The organism is Microbacterium sp. SORGH_AS_0862 (assembly GCF_030818795.1).
Lineage (GTDB): Bacteria > Actinomycetota > Actinomycetes > Actinomycetales > Microbacteriaceae > Microbacterium.
The window spans coordinates 2117054-2138234 of record NZ_JAUTAY010000001.1 but is presented as its reverse complement, the minus strand read 5'-3'; the positions used below and the strand labels follow the sequence as shown (position 1 = coordinate 2138234).

Here is a 21181-nt window from a genome sequence, read left to right as displayed (position 1 = left end):
AATCACTCGTCGAACGCGGCGGCGGTGACGTTCAGACGCGAGCTCGTCGAGTCGACGGAGACGCCCGTGAGGCGCTTGTCGACGGCGACGAGCGTGGTCGGGTTGACGAGCCAGTCGGCCGCCGCATCCTCTGACACGATGCGCGCCGCCTCACTCAGCTTCTCGGCGTAGACCGTCTCATCCGATGCGGTCGTCGCCTGCTGCCACAGCGCCTGCACCTGAGCGTTGTCGTACCCGAAGTAGTAGTCCGGGTTCGCCCAGTTGGCGAAGTCGCGCGCCTCGGCGTGGTCGACGATGGACAACTGGTAGTCGTGGTTCGTGTAGACGTCGTTGAGCCATGCCGGGAACTCGACCTGATTGGCGTTCAACGTGATGCCGACGTCCGCGAGCTGAGAGGTGATGAGGTCGAGGATCGGGCCGAATCCCGTGCTGGCGTAGAAAGCGGGAATCGTCACGGTCACCGACAGCCCGTCGGCATAGCCCGCCTCGGCAAGCAGAGCCTTCGCCTCGTCGGGATCGTAGGGCGCGACGTCACTCAGGTCCTCGTAGCCGGGATCGCTCGCCACGATCGGACCATAGAGCGTGTTGCCGCCGCCCAGCGCCTCGACGATCGCGTCGTGATCGATGGCTGCCCGGACCGCCTGCCGCACTCGCACGTCCGTGAAGGGCGCGGCCTTGTTGTTGAACGCCAGCGTGTACTTGTCGGAGGCGAATCCCTCCTCCAGCGTGAAGGCGTCGTTGTCGGCGATCTGCGCCTGCAGGTTCTTGTCGACGGCCCCGAACTGCACGGCGCCCTCGTTCAAGGCGTTGAGGATCGCGTTGTTGTCGGCGAACAGCTGGAAGACGGCGGTACCGATCTTGGCCTTCTCCCCCCAGTAGTCGGCGTTGCGCGTCAGGACGACGGAGTCTCCCGCGTTGAACTCTTCGACGAGGAAGGGCCCCGAGCCGACCGCGCTGGTCTGCGGGTCGTTCTCGGCGTCTTGGTCGAGGACGAGCCCCGCGCGCCCCGCGAGGTTGTAGAGCAGCGTCGGGTCCGGCGCCTTCAGCTCTACGACCACCGTCTCATCACCGTCCGACCTGACGGACTCGACGCTCGAGAGCGTCTTCGCATCCGCGCGTTCGTTGTCGATCAGGTCCTCCAGCGACCAGACGACGTCCGCACTGGTGAGCGCATCGCCGTTCGAGAACGTCGTGCCCTCGTTCAAGGTGAAGGTGTACGTCAAGCCGTCGTCCGAGACCTGCCACTCCTTGGCGAGCGACGGTGAGATCGTGCCGGATGCATCGCGCGAAACGAGCCCCTCGTACACGTTGTCGATGAGGAGCTGATCGAGTGCCGCCCCCGTCGTCGTGCGGATGTCGAGGTTGTCGGGCAGCAGCTGCACCGCGAAGGTGACCTCGCTCTCCGGTGTGGGCGCGGGCTGGTTCACCGCGAAGGCCGTCGCGGCGCCGGCCCCGCCGACGACCACGAGACCGGCGACGACGCCGATGGCGATGTTGCGTCTCTTGCGCGTACGGGCGTTGGCTGCGCCGAGCTGTTCGAGGCTCTCTTCGGTTCCGCTGGTGGGTGCGGGGTCGGTCGTCATGGCTGGCTCCTGGTGGGTTCGGGTGTGGTGGGTGAGGGAAGATCAGGCGTCGGATCGATACGGCGCGCGGTGAGGGCGGATGCGGCGAAGCCGCGCTCCAGGTCTCGGATCAGGTCATCCGCAGACTCGGTGCCGATGGACAGGCGCAGAAGTCCCGGACCGATCCCGGCTCGATGCAGCTGCTCGTCGGTGAGACCGGAGTTGACCGTCGACGCCGGATGGATCACGAGGCTGCGGACATCGCCGATGTTCGCCAGATGGCTGAAGAGCTCGAGCGACTCGACGAAAGCGCGTGCGGCATCCCGACCGCCCGCGAGGTCGAACGACACGACGCCGCCGGCGCCTCTCGGGAGCAGCCGTCGCGCGATGTCACGCCAGGGCGCGTCGTGAGCGGTCGGGTAGTGGACCCGCTCGACGAGCGGGTGGGCGTGGAGGAAGGCCACGACGGCCTCGGCGTTCGCAACATGCTGGCGGACGCGGAGGCTGAGTGTTTCGAGTCCCTGGAGCAGCAGGAAGCTGTTGAACGGGGACGGAGCGGGACCGTAATCGCGCACGAGCGTCGTTCTCAGCCTGAGCGCGTACGCGATGCCGTCGGCGCCGAAGCGCTCCCAGTAGCTGCGATCGCCGTGTCCGACGTCCGCGCCGTGGAGACCTGGCCACTTGTGCGGGTCTGCGCCGAAGTCGAACGTGCCGGCATCCACCACGACGCCGCCGATGCTCGTACCGTGGCCGGCGAGGTACTTGGTGGTCGAGTGGACGACGATGTCGGCGCCGTGCACGATGGGTCGCAGCAGATACGGCGTCGCGAGCGTGTTGTCGATCACGAGTGGCACGCCGGCGTCGCGATGAGCGACCTCGGCGATCGCCGGGATATCGAGCACCGCCCCTGTGGGGTTTCCGATGCTCTCGGCGAAGAACGCACGGGTCGTCGGACGGATGTGGCGCCGCCACGCGTCCGGGTTGTTGATGTCGGACACGAGCGAGACATCGATTCCGAGCTCGGGGAAACGCTGCAGCAGCAGATTCGTCGTGCCGCCGTAGACCTGGTCGCTCGCCACGACGTGTCCGCCGGCGCGGAGCAGGTTCAAGAGGGCGACCGTCGTGGCGGCCTGACCGCTCGCCACCGCCACCGCAGCCGTGCCTTTCTCGAGAGCGGCGATGCGCCGCTCGGCGGCAGCGGTGGTCGGATTCGAGATGCGCGAGTAGGCGAATCCGTCGAGGTCATCCAAAAGGAAGGATGCCGCGGCCTGGTCCGTGCTCTCGTAGGTGAAGCTCGCCGACTGGTAGATCGGCGTCACCCGCGCGCGGGTGGCGGGGTCGGGCGATGCTCCCGCGTGGATCTGCAGGGTGTCGAAGCCCCAGTCGGTGGTCATGCGGCGACGCTAGAGCGCCGGCAGCACCCGCTCTCGGGAGTTCGCAATGTCGTGTCAGACGCCGTAACCGGGCGACGCACAGACAACACGAGGCGCTGACCGTTGGCTGCGCCGCCCCGTCGCGTGATCCGTCAGCGCGCGCCGCGGGCGCGCCGACGCGCGCGGGATTCGATGACGACCCCGACAGTGCCCACGGTCCACAGCGCGAACGTCGCGCTCATGGCCAACCGCAACTGGTCCCGCGTGTATGCGGCGGGATCGGCGCCCTGGAGGTCGAGCACGACACCGATCACGTAGACGAGCACGAGGGCCGCGATGAAGCCGCCCATGTTGACGACGCCGGTCGCGGTCGACAGCCGTGAGAGCGGGTTGTCCCGGCGCACCACGTCGAAGGCGATCATGGATGCGGCACCGCCGCTGGAGAGGGTGACGACCCACACCACGAGCAGCCACAGCGGGGCCTCACCCGGGGTGATCAGCACGGCTGCCAGCGCCACCGCCTGGGCGGCGACGGAGCCCAGCGCGACCAGCGCGCGGCGACCGGGGTGCGCAGCCGAGAGCATGCCCATCAGCGGGGCGAACACCGCGCCGCTCAGCACGAACACGGTCACGAGACCCGCGGCCGCATCACGGGACAGGCCCTCGCCCGCCACGAGGAACGGAATGCCCCACAGCAGCGCGAACGCCGTACCGGCGAACGGTGTGACGAAGTGGATCCAGAACCCGAGGCGCGTGCCCGGCTCGCGCAGCGCCGCGATCACGAGCGCGAGCTGACGCGGGCGCGGCCTGCCGTCGGCGGCCGCCGGCCGACCCCGCTCGCGGATGATCAGCGCGTCGAGGACGGCGAAGACGACGAAGACTCCGGCGACGGCCGCGAACGCACTCTCCCAGCCGATGCCGTGGGCGAGGGAGGTGAGCAGCACCACGCTGAGCACCTGGCCGAGCTGACCGAACTGCGCGGTGATCTGCTGCAGCACCGGCACCCGCTTGGCGGGCAGCCAGAGTGCGATGAGGCGCAACACGCTGGGGAAGATGAGCGCGTCCCCGGCCCCGGTCAACAGGCGGGCCAGGATCGCCGAGGGCACGTCGGGGGCGAACGCCAGCCACAGCGAGCCGCCCGCCATCGTCAGCATCCCGACCGTCCCGATGACGCGGGAACCCCAGCGATCCAGCAGCAGACCCGCGGGGATCTGCATGGCGCCGTAGACCGCGAGCTGGAGCGTGGTGAACAGGGCGAGCGTGCTGGATCCGGCGTCGAACCGCACCGCCATGTCGGTGCCGAGGCCCGCGAGCGAGCTGCGACCCACGATCGCGACGAGGTAGGTGAAGGCGCCGACGACCCAGATGATCCAGGGCAGGGCCCCGCGAGCCGGGCCCGGGACGCGGATCGTGCCGGTCGAGGCTCCGTAGTCGGTCATTTCGGGTGCGGGGCAGCCGGGAAGGGGCGCACTCCGCGAGCGAAAGACATCGACCCCATTCTACCGAGCGCTCAGACGCCGCCTCCGCCGCCACCCCCACCGCCGCCGCCCGCGGACCCGCCGCCGGTCGAGCCGCCGGAACTGCTCGAACTGGAGACGGCCGCGGCAGAGAGCGAGCTGACACCGCTCGTGAAGGCGCTCACGTTGAAGGCGGTCGCCCCGGCGTACCAGAGGGGCGCGCCGGTGCTCTCGTAGTAGACGGCCAGCTGAGCGGCCCACTGCTTCTCGAGGCCGAACACCACCGCGTAGGGCAGCAGCGGTTCGTAGATCGCGAGGACGGCCGCCGCATCCGTCGCGTCGACCGGACGCCGCTCGGCCGTCTGGGGAGACTGCAGCATGCGGATGCGGTCGGCCTCCGCCCAGCTGATGAAGAGCTGGAGCCCCGCGAGCTGTTCCCGGGTCTCGGCACCCTGAGGGCTCAGCGGACGGTGGGAGAGCAGCAGCAACCCGACAAGCCCGACCACCACGGCGACGATGAGCACGGTGAGGGGCACGGCGGGATACACCTGTGCGGACAAGGCCAACGCTCCCGTGACGACGGTCGCCACCCCCGCGGCGGCCAACGCCCAGACGACCGGAGGACGAATCCCGCGTCGCACCGTCCGGTAGATGCCGCGCTCGACCAGTTCCGCACCGGCCCAGCTGCGCATGTCGTCCGCGGCCTGAGCGAGCGCCGTGTTGCGGCCGCCGAACGCGTACTCGGCCCCGGGCTGAGCGTTCTCGCCGAACAGCCCCTCGATGAACTCCGCGCCGTCCTGGCGGGCGCGAGACGGGTCCACCAGCACGGCCCGCAGCTTCGGCCGCGCCCGGGATCCGCCCGGCACCTCTTCGATCCGGATCGCGCCCCGCACGGCGAGCTCCAGCAGCGCTGCGGGCGCGGCCTTCGAGGGCTTCGACAACAACACTGCAGCCGTCAGGGGCGTGACGGCTGCGGGAGGCTCGTACTCAGCGATGACGACGCCGCGGCCGGGAGAGTCGCGCAGCACTCGCCGCCGGACGACGATGGCCCACGCGAACGCACCCAGGAGAGCCAGGAACGATCCGCTCTGGGCCCAACCCCAGCCGGAGGCGAAGTAGCTGCCGTCGAACATCACGAAGGTGCCCGGCTCGAACCCCACCGACAGCGTGACGGTCTGGCGCGAGGCGACGTTCGCCACCGACACGGATGCGGCGGCCGCATCCGTGTCGAGAGTGATCGGGCAGGTCGTCGTGTCCCCTTGCGCACCCACGTAGCAGGCGGCCGCGCCGGTGAGGGAGGCAGCGAGCGCGGGATCGACGTGAAGCGTCGCGGAGACGGAGCCGAAAGCCTGCCCCCAGTCGACGCCGTTCACGTCCCAGTAGAACTCCTCGGTTCCCGTCTTCGGGAAGTACCAGGCGACGTTGCTCAGGTCGTAGGTGAAGACGTAGGTCTGTGCGCCGTGCACGAACCCGTCCGCGCGCGACGTCACGCTCCACGTCCCGTCGTCGCTGTCGACCTCGGCATCTCGCGGCGCGCCGGTCTCGTCGGTGACGGAGACGAGCTCGGGCCGCAGCGGCTGACCGTTGTAGGTGTCGGGGATGGTGCGGCGCATGCCGTGGTTCTGATCGGTCTCGGGGAACTCGGCGACGAAACGCTCGACGACGTGCAGCCGGGAGGTGCCGTCGTCCGCACGGGTCAGTGTGTAGTCGACGTCGAGGCTGCGGAACGTGAAGTCGTCGACTCCTGCCGGGACGACCATCGCGGGCTCCGGGGACGCGGGCGCCTGCGGCGCGACGGCGAAACCCGTCACTGCGAGAGCGAGAGCGAGAGCGGATGCGGCGGCGATGACGCGCGTGATTGCCCCGGCGATCATGGCACCAGCCTATGCCGGGCACAGCGTACGCTATCGGGCATGAGCGACCGCCGTCTGGCCATCGATGCCTGGGAGAGCCTGTTCCGGGCCCAGCACGAGATCTTCGCGGAGGTGGGTGCCGACTTCGAGCAGAGCGGCCTGCAGCAGGGCGAGTACGACGTGCTCCTGACCGTCACCCGCGCGCCCGACATGTCGGCGCGGCTGCGCGACGTGACGCGCAACATGCTCATCAGCCAGCCCAGCGTCTCGCGTCTGGTCGATCGGATGGTCGCACGCGGGCTGCTGTCCAAGTGCACGGACCCGGACGACGGCCGCGGCGCCATCGTCCGGGCGACCGACACGGGTGCGCGCCTGTTCCGCTCCATCGCGGCCGTGCACAGCCGATCGATCGCCGAGCACATGTCGACCCTCGACGACGACGAGCTGCGCACCCTGCTGGATCTCACGCAGAAGCTCCGCCCCCGCCGGGACTGAGCTCACGCTCAGCACTCGATGACGTTGACGGCGAGACCGCCCTCGCTCGTCTCCTTGTACTTCGTCGACATGTCGATGCCCGTCTGACGCATCGTCTCGACGACCGTGTCGAGCGAGACGTAGTGCGAGCCGTCGCCGCGCAGCGCGAGCCGGGCGGCGGTGACCGCCGTGGCGGCGGCGATCGCGTTGCGTTCGATGCACGGGATCTGCACGAGCCCGCCGACGGGATCGCAGGTGAGACCCAGATGGTGTTCCATCGCGATCTCGGCCGCGTTCTCGATCTGCGCAGGGGTGCCGCCCATGACGGCCGTGAGACCGCCCGCCGCCATCGCGCAGGCCGAGCCGACCTCCGCCTGGCATCCGCCCTCGGCTCCCGAGATCGAGGCGTTCGCTTTGAACAAGGACCCGAGCGCGGTGGCCGTCAGCAGGAACCGTCGGATACCGCGGGGGCGCTCGTCGTCGGCGATCGCCCGGTCGAGGCCGACGCCCGCATCCGCGAGGAACCGCCACCAGTACATGGCGACGGCGGGAAGGATGCCGGCGGCCCCGTTCGTGGGGGCCGTGACCACCCGACCGCCCGCGGCGTTCTCCTCGTTGACGGCGAGCGCGAAGGCTCCGAGCCACTCGCCGGGAAGCTCACGGTGGCCGATCGCCTGGGCGCCCTCGAGCTGCGCGCGCAGCGAACCTGCGCGACGCTTCACGCCGAGCTGACCGGGAAGCACACCGTCGTGGGCGAGCCCGGCCGCGATGCAGGCGCTCATCGCGTCCCAGATCGCGTCGAGTCCGCTGCGCACCTCGTCCTCGCTGCGCCAGGCCTCCTCGTTGCGGCGGGCGATCTCCGCGATGGAGAGGCCGGTCTCGGCGCAGAGCGCCAGCAACTGGGCGGCGCTGGCGTACGGGTGAGGCACCGCCGCAGGGGTGTCTGCCGCCTCGCCGTCGCGGCGGATGAACCCGCCGCCGACCGAGAAGTAGGTCTCACTCGCAACCGGCTCCCCCGCCGCGTCCCAGGCCGTCAGCGTGAGGGCGTTGGGGTGCTCCGGACGACGGACGCGGGGCGAGAGCACGATGTCGGTCTTCTGGAAGCGGATCGGATGGATGCCGTCGAGCACGAGCGTCGCGTCGTCACCGATCGCGGACCAGGCGCCGCGCACGAGGTCCGGATCCACCGTGTCGGGGCGGTGGCCCGCCAGCCCCGCGACGACCGCATCGGGGGTGCCGTGTCCGATGCCCGTCGCGCCCAGGGAGCCGAACAGCTCGCACCGCACGCGATGCACACGCTCGAGCAGTCCCGCATCCGCGAGTCGGCGGGCGAAGACTCCGGCGGCGCGCATCGGCCCGACGGTGTGGGAGCTCGAGGGTCCGACGCCGATGGAGAACAACTCGAACGCCGAGACGTATGCGCTCACCCCGTCAGCCTACGCTCTGCTCGTCCGAATGCTGCGGGATCACTCCTCGACGGCGACCCGCTCGGGGTGCGCGTAGACGTTCAGCGACGTCCCGCGTGAGAACCCCACGAGCGTGAGATGCGTCGACGACGCCAGCTCCACAGCGAGCGAGGAGGGCGCCGAGACCGCGGCCAGCATGGGGATGCCCGCCATGATCGCCTTCTGCACGAGCTCGAAGCTGGCACGCCCCGACACCTGCAGCACCGTGCCTGTCAGCGGAAGGCGGTCGGCGAGCAGAGCCCAGCCGATCACCTTGTCGACCGCGTTGTGGCGCCCGACATCCTCACGCAGGACGAGCAGCTCGCCCGTCGCGATGTCGAAGAGCGCCGCCGCGTGAAGTCCGCCGGTCTTCTCGAACAGCGCCTGACCGCTGCGCAATGCGTCGGGGAGCGATGCGAGCCACCGCGCGGGGGCGCGGCTTTCGTCGGCGGCCAGCTCGAAACGCGACACCTTGGTGATCTGCTCGATGGATGCGGCTCCACAGACACCGCAGGAACTCGTCGTGTAGAAGTTGCGGGCCGCGTCCTTGGCCGGGACCTCGCGGCCGGGCGCGAGGGCCATGTCGAGCACGTTGTAGGTGTTCTCGCTCTGGGGTGCACCGACGGGGGTGCTTCCCGGCCCCCCGCAGTGGATCGCGCTGCGGACATCGGAGCCCGAGGCGATGACGCCCTCCCCCGTCAGGAAGCCGGCGGCCAGCTCCAGATCGTGACCCGGGGTACGCATGGTCACGACGAGCGGCTCCCCGCCCACGCGCACCTCCAGCGGCTCCTCCACGACGACCGTGTCCGCGCGACGGCGCGTCGAGACGCCCTCGTCGGTGAAGGCGATACGCGTGACCGGCGTGCGATCGGTGAGTCGTCCCATGCCGTGCTCAGCGGTGCTCGAGGCGCACGATGACCGCCTTCGAGGTCGGCGTCCCGCTCACGTCGGCGACCGACTCCAGGGGCACGAGCACGTTCGTCTCGGGGTAATAGGCGGCCGCGTTCTGACGGGGCGTGTCGTAGGAGACGATGCGGAAGCTCTCGGCGCGACGCTCCTCCATCCCGCCGTCCGCATCCGTCCACTCGGAGACGAGGTCGACGATCTCCCCGTCGACGAAGCCGAGCTCGCGGATGTCTTCGGCGTTCACGAGCACGACGCGGCGACCGCCGTGGATCCCGCGGTACCGGTCATCCTTGCCGTAGACGGTGGTGTTGTACTGATCGTGTGAGCGCAGCGTCTGCAGCAGCAGGCGCCCGGCGGGGATGTGCGGGTACTCGAGCGGGTTGACGGTGAAACGCGCCTTCCCGTCGATCGTCGCGAACCGGCGCTCGTCGCGCGGACCGTTCGGCAGGAAGAAGGTGCGTCCCTTCTGGATGCGGCTCTCGTAGTCCTCGAAGCCGGGGATCACCCGCTCGATGTGCGAGCGGATGAGGGCGTAGTCCGCCTCGAGAGCGACCCAGTCCGCCCGCGGCACGTTGGCCGGGTCGTGGAGGCCGGCCGCATCCGGACTCTCCGACTCCACCGTCCCGTGCTCGGGGAGGGTGCGTTCGTGGTCACCGTCATGGGATGCCGGCGCGTCCTGGGGCGAGGATCCGCCGCCGAAGACGAGCGCGCACAGCCGCGCGATGATCGCGACCTCGCTGAGCATGTCGTCCGAGGGCGGGGCGAGCCGACCACGCGAGGCGTGCACGGCACCCATCGAATCCTCCACTGTGACGCGCTGCTCCCGGCCGCCGCGACGGTCGCGGTCCGTGCGCCCGAGCGTCGGGAGGATGAGGGCACGCCGGCCGGTGATGACGTGGGAGCGGTTGAGTTTGGTCGACACGTGCACCGTGAGGCCCACGCGAGCCATACCCGCCTCGACGACCGCGGTGTCGGGGGTCGCCGACACGAAGTTGCCGCCCATCCCCATGAAGAAGCGCACCTTGCCGTCGCGCATCGCACGGATGGCCGCGACCGTGTCGAAGCCGTGAGCGCGGGGCGCCGCGAACGAGAACTCCCGATCGAGAGCGTCGAGGAACGCATCCGCCGGCTTCTCGTAAATGCCGACCGTGCGGTCGCCCTGCACGTTCGAGTGGCCGCGCACGGGGCAGACGCCGGCGCCGGGACGGCCGATGTTGCCCTGGAGCAGCAGCACGTTCACGACGTCGCGGAGGGTGGGCACGGAGTGCTTGTGCTGCGTGAGCCCCATCGCCCAGCACACGATCGTCGCCTTCGAGGCGCGCACCTCGTCGCCGATCGCCCGCAGCTCCTGCTCGCCGAGGCCGGTGGCCTCCTCCAACTGGGCCCACTCCGCATCCGCCATCTGCCGGCGGTACGACTCGAACCCGCTCGTGTGGGCGCTGATGAAGGCCGTGTCCAGCACGTCGCCGTCACGGTCCTGCGCCTCGAGCAGATGCTTGCCGATCGCGTGGAAGAGAGCCTGATCGCCGCCGGAGCGGATCTGCACGAAGCGGTCGGCGAGCTTCGTGCCGCCGAAAGCGACACCGCGCGGGGTCTGCGGATTCTCGAACCGCATGAGCCCCGCCTCGGGCAGCGGGTTCACCGCGATGATGCGCGCTCCGCGCTGTTTGGCCTTCTCGAGGGCGGACAGCATGCGCGGATGGTTGGTGCCGGGGTTCTGACCTGCCACGATCAGCAGGTCCGCCTCGTGGATGTCCTCGATCGAGACGGTGCCCTTGCCGATGCCGATCGTCTCGGTCAGCGCCGAGCCGCTCGACTCGTGGCACATGTTCGAGCAGTCGGGGAGGTTGTTGGTGCCGAGACCGCGCACGAGCAGCTGGTACAGGAACGCCGCCTCGTTCGAGGTGCGACCCGATGTGTAGAACACCGCCTCGTCGGGGTGCGACAGTGACCTCAGCTCGTCCGCGATCATCTCGAGCGCTGCATCCCACGAGATCGGTCGGTAGTGCGTTGCGCCCTCGTCGAGCACCATCGGATGCGTCAATCGCCCCTGCTGGCCGAGCCACCAGTCGTCGCCCTCGCGCAGGTCCTCGATCGAGTGCGCAGCGAAGAACTCCGGCCCGACGCGGCGCACGGTCGCCTCTTCCGCGACGGCCTTGGCGCCGTTCTCGCAGAACTCCGCGACGTGGCGCTTGTCCTCCTCCGGCCACGCGCAGCCGGGACAGTCGAAACCGTCCTTCTGATTGACGCGGAGGAGGGTCTCGGCGGATCGTTTGAGGCCCATCTGCTCGTTCGCGATCTGGAGCGCGTGGAGCACGGCCGGCACGCCCACCGCGACCTTCTTCGGTCGCGACACGTGCACGCGGGTCTCATCGATATTGGCCGTCGGCGGCTTCATCGGCATGTCGCCAGAGTACGCCCAAGCGCAGCCGCGCGTGTCGAGCTCGCGGCGGGACGGGGGCGGCACTCACCGCGCCTCAGCCGCTTCTTCGTCAGGGGACATCCCTCCGGCAGGACGATCCAGGGGAGATTCGTCCTGCGGAGTGGCGTTCTCCTGAAGAGTGCTCGTCCTCCGTGCTCGCTCATCGGAGAAACGAACACCGGCCCCGCAGAAGCGGAAGCCGGTGTCGTACTGTCTCAACACAGTGTGCGCCCGAAGGGACTCGAACCCCTAACCTTCTGATCCGTAGTCAGATGCTCTATCCATTGAGCTACGGGCGCATGTTTCCCGTCGCATTCCTGCGCGCGGGCACTAGGAGAGACTACAACACAACCGGCCCGGCCGCGAATCGAGGCGGCTACTCGAGCTCGCTGAGGTCGATTCCGCCGCGCCGCTCGCTCGCGGCGGACACCGCGGGTGCCGCGTCCTCGCCCTTCGCGTTCAACCTGCGTCGATGCGCGGCGAGACGAGGGAGGTCGACGAGGCGCAGGCTCTGCATCCGCGCCTGCCGCATCTTGTCGTACCCCGGCTCGAGGTCGGGACGGGCCGCCTCGATCCGCAGCGAGCTGTCGATGTTGCGCGCGACCTCGGCCCACGCCGCCTCGCGCGCCGCCTCGACCAGCTCGCGGAGCCCGTCGAGGTCCTCCGCGCGCTCGCGGAGCTCCTCCGCGATGCGCAGGGACTGCTTTCGTCTGCGCCGGAGGTTGCGCACGTCGCGACTGCGATAGTCATGCGTGCCGCCGGAGTCGCTGAAGCGGCCGCGCGCCAGCTTGCGCTCCCTCTCCGCGCGCTCGGCGTCCGCCTCGGCCTCCTCGGCGAGCTTCAGCAGCGCGTCCTTCGCGTCGGGAACGAACCGGTCGGCGTCGAAACCTTCTCCCGCGGAGAGGATGTCGACGAGGATGTGGTTCTTCAGCGACAAGCGTGTGGCGGCCGCGGCGATGTAGACGCCCTCGGCGACGACGTCGGCGAGTTTCGGGCGCGACGCGCGGGCGGCCCACAGGGCTCCGAGTCCCTTGTGTTCCGTCGGTTCGTCCGCTCGTGATGCCACAGCACCCCCTCCCCCGATTCTATCGGAGGGGCCTCGGTGACTCACGGGTGGAGAGAGGAGAAAACCCCGTGGCCTCAGCGCAAGGACTCGACCACTCGATCGACACGGCGTTGCCGCGTCTCTGCCGCCTTGGCGCCCGTCACCGCGGTGACGTGGGCCTTCTGCGCGCTGGGCGACAATGCGTCGAAGGCGGGGCGGAGCCCCACGGATGCCAGCGCCTCGGCGAGGTCCTCCGGCACCTCCACCGTGCGCGGAGCGGTGTCGAGCTCGACGTCGACGTCGATGGCATCGCCACCGCCGATGCCCGTCTCGCGCCGCTTGTCCGCGCTGAACGGGATCAGGCGCTTGCCCCCCATCGCCCCGACGGTCGAGCGATATGTGTAGCCGTTGACGGTCACCACCAGCGCGGGGCGACGGCCGCCGCCGAGCTCCTCGATGACGTCCGCGGGGATCTCGATGCCCGTGTTGCTACCGAACTGCGACATGGTCGTCTCGAACCGCATGAAGCGAGTATGCACCCGCCGTGCGCTAGCAACCAGGGCGAACTCGTGCAACCCCGCTGATCCCGCAGGGTCCCCGGATTAGCCTGTCGGCACACCTCGACGAAGGGAGCACATCATGGGTTTCATCGATGATGCGAAGGAGACCGCGGAGACCGCTGGTCGCAAGCTCAAGGACAAGTGGGACGACACCACGGACCGCATCGGCGACAAGATCGACGAGGCGAAGGCGGACGCCAACGTCAAGAAGGCCGAGGCCGAGAAGGAGTCGGTCGAGCATCGCAACGAGGTCAAGGAGAACCTGCGCGACAGCTGACGACCGGCGCGCGCCCTGTCATCGAAGGCCCCGGAGAAGGATCCCTTCCTCTCCGGGGCCTTCCGCATCCCCCACAAGACACGTTCGCCTGTCACAGATCGACGCCGGAGGCGCGATCTGTGACAGGCGAACGTGTCTTGGAAGCGGAAGGATGCGGGTCAGATGGCGCGGATGGTCCAGCTCGCCGAGAGCGACCCCCCGGGCTCGAGAACCTGCAGGCCGGCGTCGTAGGGGTACCGGTCCGCGTTGAACGCGTCCGGCGCGCAGGTCATGGGCTCGATCGCGAGCCCCACGCGGTGCCCCGAGAGCCCGGGGCGGTCGGCCGTGTGCACCTGGACCCAGGGGCACGCCGCATCCCACGTCATCGCGACGCCGCGGCCATCCGCATCCGTCACGCGAACCGTCGCCAGGCCATCCGCGTCGCGGATGAGTCCGGTGTAGGCGTGGTCGATCTCGGCCGCACCGATCCGTCGTGCGGTGCGGTAGTCGAACCGCGACGAGTCGTCCGCCTCGGCCGCGCGCAGCTCGGTCGGCGCCAGCCGATCCTCCGTGACGTGCAGGACCTCGGCGGCGGGCAGCTCGAAGGTCCAGTCGTCGACGAGTCCATCACCTGCCACGAGATACGGATGCGGGCCCGTACCGTACGGGGCCGCCGTGTCGGACTCGTTGAACGCGGTCACCGTCTGCGTCAGGCCCTCCGCATCCAACGCGAAACGCGTCTCGACGCGGACGCGCCACGGGTATCCGTCCTGCGCCTCGACCACCGCGGACAGGGTGACGTGATCCGGGCCCTTGTCGATCGCCGTGTAGTCGAGCCATGCCGCGAGTCCGTGCAGCGCGTGGCCGCGGGCGGGCTCGGTCAGGGCGAGACGGTAGTCCTCGCCCCCGAAGGCGTAGCGGCCGTCCACGACCCGGTTGGGCCACGGGGCAAGGGTCGCCCCTCGGTAGGCGGGACGGACCTCGTCCGCCCCGAAGGGGACGACGAGGTCGCGCCCGGCGTGCGTGAGGGTGCGCAGCGACGCACCGACGCTCGCGATGCACGCCTCCACATCACCCGACCGCAGCAGGTGCTGGGTTCCCGACAGCGGCACCGAGCCCGTCATCACAGGCCCTGCGCGAGGCGGTAGTACGCCTGGTTCCAGCGGAGCTCCCGCTGGAAGTCACGCACCGTGGTCGCCTCGTCGATGACCACCAGCTCGGTCTTCGCAATCTCGGCGAAGTCCCGGAACACCTCGATGCCGACCGCGGTCGACATCACCGTGTGGTGGGCGGCTCCCGCCGCGAGCCAGCAAGCGGCCGAGGTCGCGAAGTCGGGAGCGGGCTTCCACACGGCACGACCCACGGGCAGCTTCGGCAGCTCCGGCGCGGACACGTTCTCGACCACGTTGGCCACCAGACGGAACCGGTCGCGCATGTCGCTCATGGCGACGACGACGGCAGAGCCGGGGTCGGCGGTGAAGACCAGGCGCACCGGGTCTTCCTTGCCGCCGATGCCGAGCGGATGGATCTCCAACCGCGGCTTGGCGGTGGTCAGCGACGGGGCGACTTCGAGCATGTGCGCGCCGAGGATCTTCTCGTCACCTGCCACGAGGTCGTAGGTGTAGTCCTCCATCAGGCTCGCGCCGCCGGGCAGACCTGCACCCATGACGTTTGCCACACGCACGAGGATCGCCGTCTTCCAGTCGCCCTCGGCGCCGAAGCCATAGCCCTCGGCCATGAGGCGCTGGACGGCCAGGCCGGGGAGCTGCTTCAGGGCGCCGAGATCTTCGAAGCTCGTCGTGAAGGCGCCGAAGCCCCCCTCCTCGAGGAACGAGCGCAGGCCGAGCTCGATCGCGGCTCCGTCGCGCAGGGACTGGTGCCGCTCGCCTCCCACGCGCAGCTCGTCGACGACGTCGTACAGTTCCTCGTACTCGGCCACGAGCGCGTCGATGTCGGACTCGGATGCGGCGGCGACCGCATCCGCCAGCTCGTTGACGCCCCAGGTGTTCACCTGAACGCCGAAGCGCAGCTCCGCCTCGGTCTTGTCACCCTCGGTGACGGCGACGTAGCGCATGTTGTCGCCGAAGCGGGCCAGCTTCAACGTGCGCACCGCGGCCCAGCCGGCAGCGGCGCGCTCCCAGTCCTCGATCTGCTGGCGGACGACCGGGTTCGACACGTGTCCGACCACCGTCTTGCGCGCAACGCCCAGCCGCGTCTGGATGTAGCCGAACTCGCGGTCGCCGTGGGCGGCCTGGTTGAGGTTCATGAAGTCGAAGTCGATGTCGGCCCACGGCAGCTCGACGTTGGCCTGCGTGTGCAGGTGCAGCAGCGGCTTCTGGAGGGCGTCGAGGCCCGAGATCCACATCTTGGCGGGGCTGAAGGTGTGCATCCACGCGATGACGCCGATGACGTCATCGCGGCTGTTGATCTCCAGCGCCATCCGACGGATCGAGTCGGCGTCCTTGAGCACAGGCTTCCAGACGACCTTCACGGGAAGCTCGCCCAAACCCGCGACGACGGCCTGGGACTGTTCAGCGACCTGCTTGAGCGTCTCTTCGCCGTAGAGGTTCTGGCTGCCGGTGACGAACCAGACCTCGTAGCCGTCGAGGGAGCTGGACAAGGGTGTGCGAGGCATGGATATCTCTCTTTCGATTTTTCAGAGCGCGGCGACGGCAGCGGCTTCGATGGCGAGGCCGGACCGGTAGCGCTCGAGGTAGGCGGCGAAGCCGGCGACGTCGTCGGCGTCGGGCTCCGCGGTCGAGGTCGCGGCGCCGGCGAACACTCGGCGCTCGAGGTAGGTGGACAGATCGAACTGGTCGGACTCGCCGAGATACGCAGCGAGCACCGCGATCCCCCAGGCGCCGCCCTCGGATGCGGTCTCGCCGACCGCGACGGGGGCGGCGAGCGCGCCCGCGAGGAAGCGCTGGGCGACGCCGGCCGTGCGGAACATGCCACCGTGCGCGAACATCAGATCGAGCGCGACGCCCTCCTCGGCGAGCACCCGCATCCCGAGGGCCAGGGTCCCGAACACGCCGTAGAGCTGGGCACGCATGAAGTTCGCGAGGGTCAGGCGACTGTCGGGCGTGCGCACGACGAGGGGACGCCCCTCATCGAGTCCGGCGATGGGTTCGCCGGCGAGATGGTTGTAGGCGAGCAGCCCACCCGCATCCGCTTCACCGGCGACCGCCTCGCGGAAGAGCGCCTCGAAGACGGCGTCCGCATCGAGAGGACGACCGGATGCGGCAGAGAAGCGCGAGAACATCTCGACCCAGGCGGCAAGCTCACTCGCCCCGTTGTTGCAGTGCACCATCGCGACGGGATCCCCCGCGGGCGTGGTGACGAGGTCGAGCTCGTGGTGCACCCGCTCGAGGGGGCGCTCGAGGACGACCATCGCGAAGATGCTCGTTCCCGCGCTCACGTTGCCCGTGCGCGAAGCCACGGCGTTGGTGGCCACCATGCCGGTCCCGGCATCGCCCTCAGGCGGGCAGAGCGGGATGCCGGCACGGAGCACGCCCGACGGGTCGAGGAGCGCTGCGCCTTCAGGGGTGAGTGCGCCCGCCTCGCGTCCCGCGGGAAGCACCTCCGGGAGGATGTCGGCCAGCGGAACATCGATCGCACCGAGTGCGTCATAACGGGCGAGCAGCTCCGCGTCGTAGTCGCGCGTGGCCGCGTCGATCGGGAACATGCCCGATGCGTCGCCCACGCCGAGCACCGACCGACCGGTCAGACGGCGGTGGACGTATCCCGCGAGGGTGTTGATCGAGGCGATGTGGGGCACGTGCGGCTCGGCGTCGATGGCCGCCTGGTGCAGGTGCGCGATCGACCAGCGCAGGGGGATGTTGACTCCGAACAGCTCGCTCAGCGCGCTCGATGCGGGCCCCGTGTTGGTGTTGCGCCACGTCCGGAAGGGCACGAGCAGCTCACCGGACGCGTCGAACGCGAGATAGCCGTGCATCATCGCGGAGACGCCGATGGCGGCGTGGGTCTCGGGGCGCACGCCGTGACGCTGGATCGCATCCGCCACGAGCGCCGCGTACGCGGCCTGCAGGCCCGCGACGACCTCGTCCAGGGAGTAGGTCCAGAGGCGGTCGACGTAGCTGTTCTCCCACGCATGAGCGCCCACCGCGATCACCGCGCCGGTCTCGTCGATCAGGCAGGCTTTGATGCGCGTGGAGCCGAGCTCGATACCGAGCCAGGTACGCCCCGTCGTGATGGCGTCTGCAGCGGTCATCGCCGGTCGTCCCCGCTCTGTCCGTAGACGTTCTGGTACCGCGCGTACAGGCTGTCGATCGCCTCCTGAGGGATCGGAACGAGCTCGCCGCCCTGACGCGCGATGTGCACCGTACGCGCGACGTCCTCCACCATGACGGCCGCCTTGACCGCATCCTTCGCGCTCACGCCGATCGTGAACGGCCCGTGGTTGCGCATGAGGACTGCGCGCGAGCGATGCCCGCGCAGCGTCTCGACGATCCCACGGCCGATCGAGTCGTCGCCGATGATCGCGAAGGGTCCGACCGGGATCGGGCCGCCGAACTCGTCGGCCATCGCGGTGATCACGCAGGGGATCTCCTCGCCGCGGGCCGCCCACGCGACGGCGTAGTCGGAGTGCGTGTGCACGACCCCGCCCACGTCGGGCATGTTGCGGTAGACGTAGGCGTGCGCGGCCGTGTCGCTCGAGGGCGAACGCTCGCTGCCGGGCGTGCCCGGGATCACGTTGCCGTCGAGATCGCAGAGGATCATGTTCGCCGGGGTCAGATCGTCGTAGGAGACGCCGGACGGCTTGATCACGAACAGGTCCGCACCCGGCACCCGACCCGAGACGTTGCCTCCGGTCCACACCACCAGTCCGTAGCGCACAAGTTCACCGTGCAGAGTCGCGACATCATCGCGGACGGCGTCGATGGCCGCTTGGACGTCAGAGGGGAAGGGCGTGGCTGCGCTGCCTGTCACGGGTGCTCCATTGGTCTCGTGGCCCGCGGGGTCCCATACCCGGCCGGCCGAAACAAATGTTACCGGTCACACACCCGGTGTGCAACGACTCTGCCGCGAAGGCACCGCGCACTGATCGCGGCAGAACACTCCGTCGCCGCGCGAGCCGAGGCGTACGCCTGCGAGCGCAGACCGCTAGAGGATGGCGTTGAGGTAACTGATGATCGAGGCGAACACGAGGGCCCCCACCCCGAGCGCGAGCAGCGCCACCCCGACGTAGATGAGCCATCGGGACCCGCCCGGCTCCGGATTGCGTTGCCCCTCGCGCGCCATGAGCGCCATGCTACTGAGAAAGGATGACGAACGTGTGACGCGGCGCGTCGGATGACGAACGGATCGCGACGCCGTTGTCAAGCCCCTCCGCCCGGTCACGCGCGCTTCCCATACTGAAGGGGCAACACCGCACGCCGAACGTGTTCGGGTCATCGACGGCGAGCGAAGGCACGGAGCGTTCCGCCCGTGTGATGAGAGGTCCTCTCCGGTTCCCCCAGGCCGCAGAGGGCCTCTCCGCTTTTCGCCGCGACGCCGGTCAGCGATGCAGACGTCGCCGCGAGACCGTCAGCGCGAGCGCACTCAGCACAGCGAGCGTCGCGACGACGAAGGGGACGAGGCTCGCGACCCGCTGCGCGTGGGGCTCCAGCCCGGGGAGCGCCCCCGCAGCGAAGACGCCGACGGCTACCGCGATGAGCGCGATCAGGCCGAGAGCGGTGACAGCTATCTGTGTTGCACGATCCATGAGGACTCCTTCGTCCGCCTACCGTGGTGGCACAAAGGTAGTCCCGCCAGGGCGCCTGTGGGCCGTACGCGCCGGAACTGTGGGAATCCGTTCAGCGGACGACGGCCGTGGCGGTCGTCACCTGAGAAACGACCTCCTCGCTGACCGATCCGAGAAGGAAGCGCGCGAAGGCGCCGCGCCCGTGCGAACCGACGACGACGAGCCTCGCCGCGCCCGCCGCATCCGCGATCGCCGCGGCGGGATCACCTTCGACGACGCGGGTCTGCACGTGGAGGCCCGGGTACGCCTCGCTCACCTTCTCTGCCACACGGTCGACGGCGGACTGGGTGATCGCGTTGAGATCCGTGAGATAGAGATCGGGGTACACGCCGAAATCGCCGGGAACGGCGACCGGCATCCACGCCGAGACGATCGTCAGGGTCTCGCCGAAGCGCTCGGCCTCAGCCGCCGCGAATGCCACCGCCGCGTCGGAGACCTCCGAGCCGTCGACACCGACCACGACGCCCTCCCCGTCCGCGAGCGCATCCAGCGGCACCACGACGACGGGCGAGTGGGATCCTGCGGCGATCCGGTAGCCGTGCTGACCACGGCGCCCCTGCCCGCGCTTCTCTCCGCCGATCACGAGCAGCCGTGCCTCCTTCGACGCCTCCACGAGCTCTGCGACCGGATTGCCGTGCGAGACGCGCACCTCGCACGAGACACCCGTCGACCGCAGGCGGTCGGCCTGCTGCTCGAGGCGCGCACGCGTGGCGGCGACGGCCGCCGTCAACACGTCGTCCTCGCCCACGGCTCCGGTGGCGCCGCCCACGACGGAGAACAGCACGAGCCGCTCCCCGCCTCGAAGCGCCCGAGCCGCCGCCCAGTCGACCGCACGCTGCGAGCCCTCCGCATCCGTCACGCCCACGATGATCGAGTCCGACATCCTGTGTCCTTCCGGTCGTTGCAGTCAGGGTAGCGCGGGCGCACGGTACAGTCCTTGCGTGAGTTCCACGCCAGCAAGGCCCGCCCGTCCACGCCGGCGCGCCTTTCCCCGCTGGCTGCTGATCACCGTGCTCGCGGCGAGCCTCGTGATCGTGATCACCGCCGTCGGCGTCGTCGGCTGGGCGATCACCTCCGGGCTGCAGTTCCTCGGCGCTCAGGCTCCGGGCGTCGGCACACGCATCGTGGTGCCGGAGGAGTCCAAGGCGAGCAAGGCCGCGACAGAGGGCGGGCTGGAGTCCGACGCGCAGGCCGCTGCCGACTATCTCGCCGCTCAACCGACCGCCTACTGGCTCACCCCCGAGATCGATCCGATCGGCGACGCAGGCCCCCGCATCCTGAACCTCGCCGCCGAGGCGCGCGATCAGGACGCGGCGCTCGCCGTCGTCGTGTACGGACTGCCCGAGCGCGACTGCGGCAGCCAGTCCGCAGGCGGGTTGGACGACGCCTCCTACGCGACCTGGACCGCGGAGATCGGCCAGGCGCTGGCGAGCGTGAAGGACGTGCAGAAGATCGTCGTCCTCGAGCCGGACAGCCTCGCCCAGGCACCCGACTGCGACGCCAACATCGGCCAGCGCATGAGCGCCCTTCACGATGCGGCACTGCGTCTCGTCGGCGTGGACACCTGGGTGTACCTCGACGGCGGGCACTCGAACTGGCGACCCGCCTCGGAGATGGCCTCTCTCATCCAGCGGGTCGGGGTCACCGACAAGGTGCGCGGCTTCGCCACCAACGTGTCGAACTACAACCCCACCGCGGACGAGTTCGCGTACGCGCACGAGGTGTCCACGCTCCTCGGCGGCAGCCACGCCCTCATCGACACGTCGCGCAACGGCGCCGGCGTCTCCACGAGCGAGTGGTGCAACGACCCGACGGCACTCGTGGGCGACCCCGGCGGCACCTACGGCGACGACGTCGTCGACACGAACCTGTGGATCAAGCCGCCCGGCGAGAGCGACGGCGTCTGCAACGGCGGACCACGCGCCGGATCCTGGTGGCCGGAAGGCTCCGTGCAGCTCACGCGCAACGTGCTCTGACCGTCCGCGGCGCGGCGCGCGCCGTGAATCGCGGGCGATCCGGCGGATATGGAACAATGGCGACGCGTGCGGTGCCACGAGCCGCGGC

The 21181-nt window shown here is 69.8% G+C and carries 19 protein-coding genes and 1 tRNA gene; 3 read left to right on the top strand and 17 right to left on the bottom strand.

Annotation, left to right across the window (positions count from 1 at the left end; genetic code table 11):
• Positions 1-2 precede the first annotated feature (2 nt).
• From QE377_RS10375 to QE377_RS10360, 4 genes are all read right to left on the bottom strand, one after another.
• Complete coding sequence (locus QE377_RS10375; RefSeq protein ID WP_307322694.1) at positions 3-1583, bottom strand: ABC transporter substrate-binding protein; 1581 nt, start codon at positions 1581-1583, stop codon at positions 3-5.
• Positions 1580-2956: an O-acetylhomoserine aminocarboxypropyltransferase/cysteine synthase family protein gene (locus tag QE377_RS10370; protein WP_307322690.1), complete on the bottom strand. Its 1377-nt coding sequence runs from the start codon at positions 2954-2956 to the stop codon at positions 1580-1582. The genes QE377_RS10375 and QE377_RS10370 overlap by 4 nt, the downstream gene beginning before the upstream one ends.
• Before the next feature lie 131 nt (positions 2957-3087).
• The gene (locus QE377_RS10365) at positions 3088-4374 is read right to left on the bottom strand and encodes a nitrate/nitrite transporter (protein ID WP_307322687.1); all 1287 of its coding nucleotides are present in this window, start codon (positions 4372-4374) and stop codon (positions 3088-3090) included.
• A gap of 71 nt (positions 4375-4445) precedes the next feature.
• On the bottom strand, positions 4446-6266 hold the full coding sequence (locus tag QE377_RS10360; RefSeq protein ID WP_307322684.1) for a DUF2207 domain-containing protein: 1821 nt from the start codon (positions 6264-6266) through the stop codon (positions 4446-4448).
• Between the two features lie 39 nt (positions 6267-6305).
• On the opposite strand from QE377_RS10360, the gene QE377_RS10355 reads away from it, so the two are divergent.
• Entirely contained in the window at positions 6306-6740 is a 435-nt protein-coding gene (locus QE377_RS10355) for a MarR family winged helix-turn-helix transcriptional regulator (protein WP_234074534.1), read from the top strand.
• An 8-nt stretch (positions 6741-6748) separates the two neighbouring features.
• Here QE377_RS10355 and QE377_RS10350 read toward each other — a convergent pair whose 3' ends face one another.
• The 6 genes from QE377_RS10350 to QE377_RS10325 form a co-directional block, all read right to left on the bottom strand.
• A complete protein-coding gene (locus QE377_RS10350; RefSeq protein WP_307322677.1) occupies positions 6749-8146 on the bottom strand; it encodes an L-serine ammonia-lyase in 1398 nt (465 codons plus the stop codon).
• Between the two features lie 39 nt (positions 8147-8185).
• The gene (gene fdhD, locus QE377_RS10345) at positions 8186-9049 is read right to left on the bottom strand and encodes a formate dehydrogenase accessory sulfurtransferase FdhD (protein WP_307322675.1); all 864 of its coding nucleotides are present in this window, start codon (positions 9047-9049) and stop codon (positions 8186-8188) included.
• A gap of 7 nt (positions 9050-9056) precedes the next feature.
• Positions 9057-11474 (bottom strand): FdhF/YdeP family oxidoreductase, encoded by a 2418-nt coding sequence (locus tag QE377_RS10340; RefSeq protein ID WP_307322673.1) that lies wholly within the window; start codon positions 11472-11474, stop codon positions 9057-9059.
• Between the two features lie 244 nt (positions 11475-11718).
• Positions 11719-11791: transfer RNA gene (locus QE377_RS10335), tRNA-Arg, on the bottom strand.
• A gap of 77 nt (positions 11792-11868) precedes the next feature.
• On the bottom strand, positions 11869-12558 hold the full coding sequence (locus QE377_RS10330) for an asparagine synthase (protein WP_307322671.1): 690 nt from the start codon (positions 12556-12558) through the stop codon (positions 11869-11871).
• A gap of 74 nt (positions 12559-12632) precedes the next feature.
• Entirely contained in the window at positions 12633-13061 is a 429-nt protein-coding gene (locus tag QE377_RS10325; protein WP_307322668.1) for a YdeI/OmpD-associated family protein, read from the bottom strand.
• Between the two features lie 115 nt (positions 13062-13176).
• On the opposite strand from QE377_RS10325, the gene QE377_RS10320 reads away from it, so the two are divergent.
• Positions 13177-13374: a hypothetical protein gene (locus tag QE377_RS10320; RefSeq protein ID WP_307322664.1), complete on the top strand. Its 198-nt coding sequence runs from the start codon at positions 13177-13179 to the stop codon at positions 13372-13374.
• Between the two features lie 158 nt (positions 13375-13532).
• Here the strand turns inward: QE377_RS10320 and QE377_RS10315 are convergent, their stop codons facing one another.
• The 7 genes from QE377_RS10315 to QE377_RS10285 all read right to left on the bottom strand — a co-directional run bounded on the left by QE377_RS10315 (position 13533) and on the right by QE377_RS10285 (position 20000).
• Positions 13533-14477: an aldose 1-epimerase family protein gene (locus tag QE377_RS10315; protein WP_307322662.1), complete on the bottom strand. Its 945-nt coding sequence runs from the start codon at positions 14475-14477 to the stop codon at positions 13533-13535.
• Positions 14477-15988: an L-arabinose isomerase gene (gene araA / locus QE377_RS10310; RefSeq protein WP_307322659.1), complete on the bottom strand. Its 1512-nt coding sequence runs from the start codon at positions 15986-15988 to the stop codon at positions 14477-14479. The genes QE377_RS10315 and araA overlap by 1 nt, the downstream gene beginning before the upstream one ends.
• 21 nt (positions 15989-16009) lie before the next feature.
• Positions 16010-17584: a xylulokinase gene (locus tag QE377_RS10305; protein WP_307322656.1), complete on the bottom strand. Its 1575-nt coding sequence runs from the start codon at positions 17582-17584 to the stop codon at positions 16010-16012.
• Positions 17581-18303 carry an L-ribulose-5-phosphate 4-epimerase gene (locus QE377_RS10300; protein ID WP_307322654.1) on the bottom strand — a complete coding sequence of 241 codons (723 nt, stop codon included), beginning with the start codon at positions 18301-18303 and terminating at the stop codon, positions 17581-17583. Before QE377_RS10300 ends, QE377_RS10305 begins: the two co-directional genes overlap by 4 nt.
• Positions 18304-18477: 174 nt before the next feature.
• Entirely contained in the window at positions 18478-18615 is a 138-nt protein-coding gene (locus QE377_RS10295; RefSeq protein ID WP_161594086.1) for a hypothetical protein, read from the bottom strand.
• A 256-nt stretch (positions 18616-18871) separates the two neighbouring features.
• Positions 18872-19078, bottom strand: coding sequence for a hypothetical protein (locus QE377_RS10290; protein ID WP_307322650.1), 207 nt, complete (start codon positions 19076-19078; stop codon positions 18872-18874).
• Between the two features lie 91 nt (positions 19079-19169).
• Entirely contained in the window at positions 19170-20000 is an 831-nt protein-coding gene (locus tag QE377_RS10285; RefSeq protein WP_307322646.1) for a universal stress protein, read from the bottom strand.
• Positions 20001-20058: 58 nt separating this feature from the next.
• Between QE377_RS10285 and QE377_RS10280 the strand changes: the two genes are divergently transcribed.
• Complete coding sequence (locus QE377_RS10280) at positions 20059-21093, top strand: glycoside hydrolase family 6 protein (protein WP_307322643.1); 1035 nt, start codon at positions 20059-20061, stop codon at positions 21091-21093.
• The last annotated feature ends 88 nt before the right edge of the window (positions 21094-21181 follow it).

Excerpts from the sequence above, each read along its gene's own strand:
- QE377_RS10375 (WP_307322694.1), bottom strand. The coding sequence starts at position 1,583 with ATGACGACCGACCCCGCACCCACCAGCGGAACCGAAGAGAGCCTCGAA.
- QE377_RS10315 (WP_307322662.1), bottom strand. The coding sequence starts at position 14,477 with ATGACGGGCTCGGTGCCGCTGTCGGGAACCCAGCACCTGCTGCGGTCG.
- QE377_RS10355 (WP_234074534.1), top strand. The coding sequence starts at position 6,306 with ATGAGCGACCGCCGTCTGGCCATCGATGCCTGGGAGAGCCTGTTCCGG.
- QE377_RS10365 (WP_307322687.1), bottom strand. The coding sequence starts at position 4,374 with ATGACCGACTACGGAGCCTCGACCGGCACGATCCGCGTCCCGGGCCCG.
- QE377_RS10360 (WP_307322684.1), bottom strand. The coding sequence starts at position 6,266 with ATGATCGCCGGGGCAATCACGCGCGTCATCGCCGCCGCATCCGCTCTC.
- QE377_RS10320 (WP_307322664.1), top strand. The coding sequence starts at position 13,177 with ATGGGTTTCATCGATGATGCGAAGGAGACCGCGGAGACCGCTGGTCGC.
- fdhD (WP_307322675.1), bottom strand. The coding sequence starts at position 9,049 with ATGGGACGACTCACCGATCGCACGCCGGTCACGCGTATCGCCTTCACC.
- araA (WP_307322659.1), bottom strand. The coding sequence starts at position 15,988 with ATGCCTCGCACACCCTTGTCCAGCTCCCTCGACGGCTACGAGGTCTGG.
- QE377_RS10305 (WP_307322656.1), bottom strand. The coding sequence starts at position 17,584 with ATGACCGCTGCAGACGCCATCACGACGGGGCGTACCTGGCTCGGTATC.
- QE377_RS10295 (WP_161594086.1), bottom strand. The coding sequence starts at position 18,615 with ATGGCGCGCGAGGGGCAACGCAATCCGGAGCCGGGCGGGTCCCGATGG.
- QE377_RS10340 (WP_307322673.1), bottom strand. The coding sequence starts at position 11,474 with ATGCCGATGAAGCCGCCGACGGCCAATATCGATGAGACCCGCGTGCAC.
- QE377_RS10325 (WP_307322668.1), bottom strand. The coding sequence starts at position 13,061 with ATGCGGTTCGAGACGACCATGTCGCAGTTCGGTAGCAACACGGGCATC.
- QE377_RS10285 (WP_307322646.1), bottom strand. The coding sequence starts at position 20,000 with ATGTCGGACTCGATCATCGTGGGCGTGACGGATGCGGAGGGCTCGCAG.
- QE377_RS10370 (WP_307322690.1), bottom strand. The coding sequence starts at position 2,956 with ATGACCACCGACTGGGGCTTCGACACCCTGCAGATCCACGCGGGAGCA.
- QE377_RS10290 (WP_307322650.1), bottom strand. The coding sequence starts at position 19,078 with ATGGATCGTGCAACACAGATAGCTGTCACCGCTCTCGGCCTGATCGCG.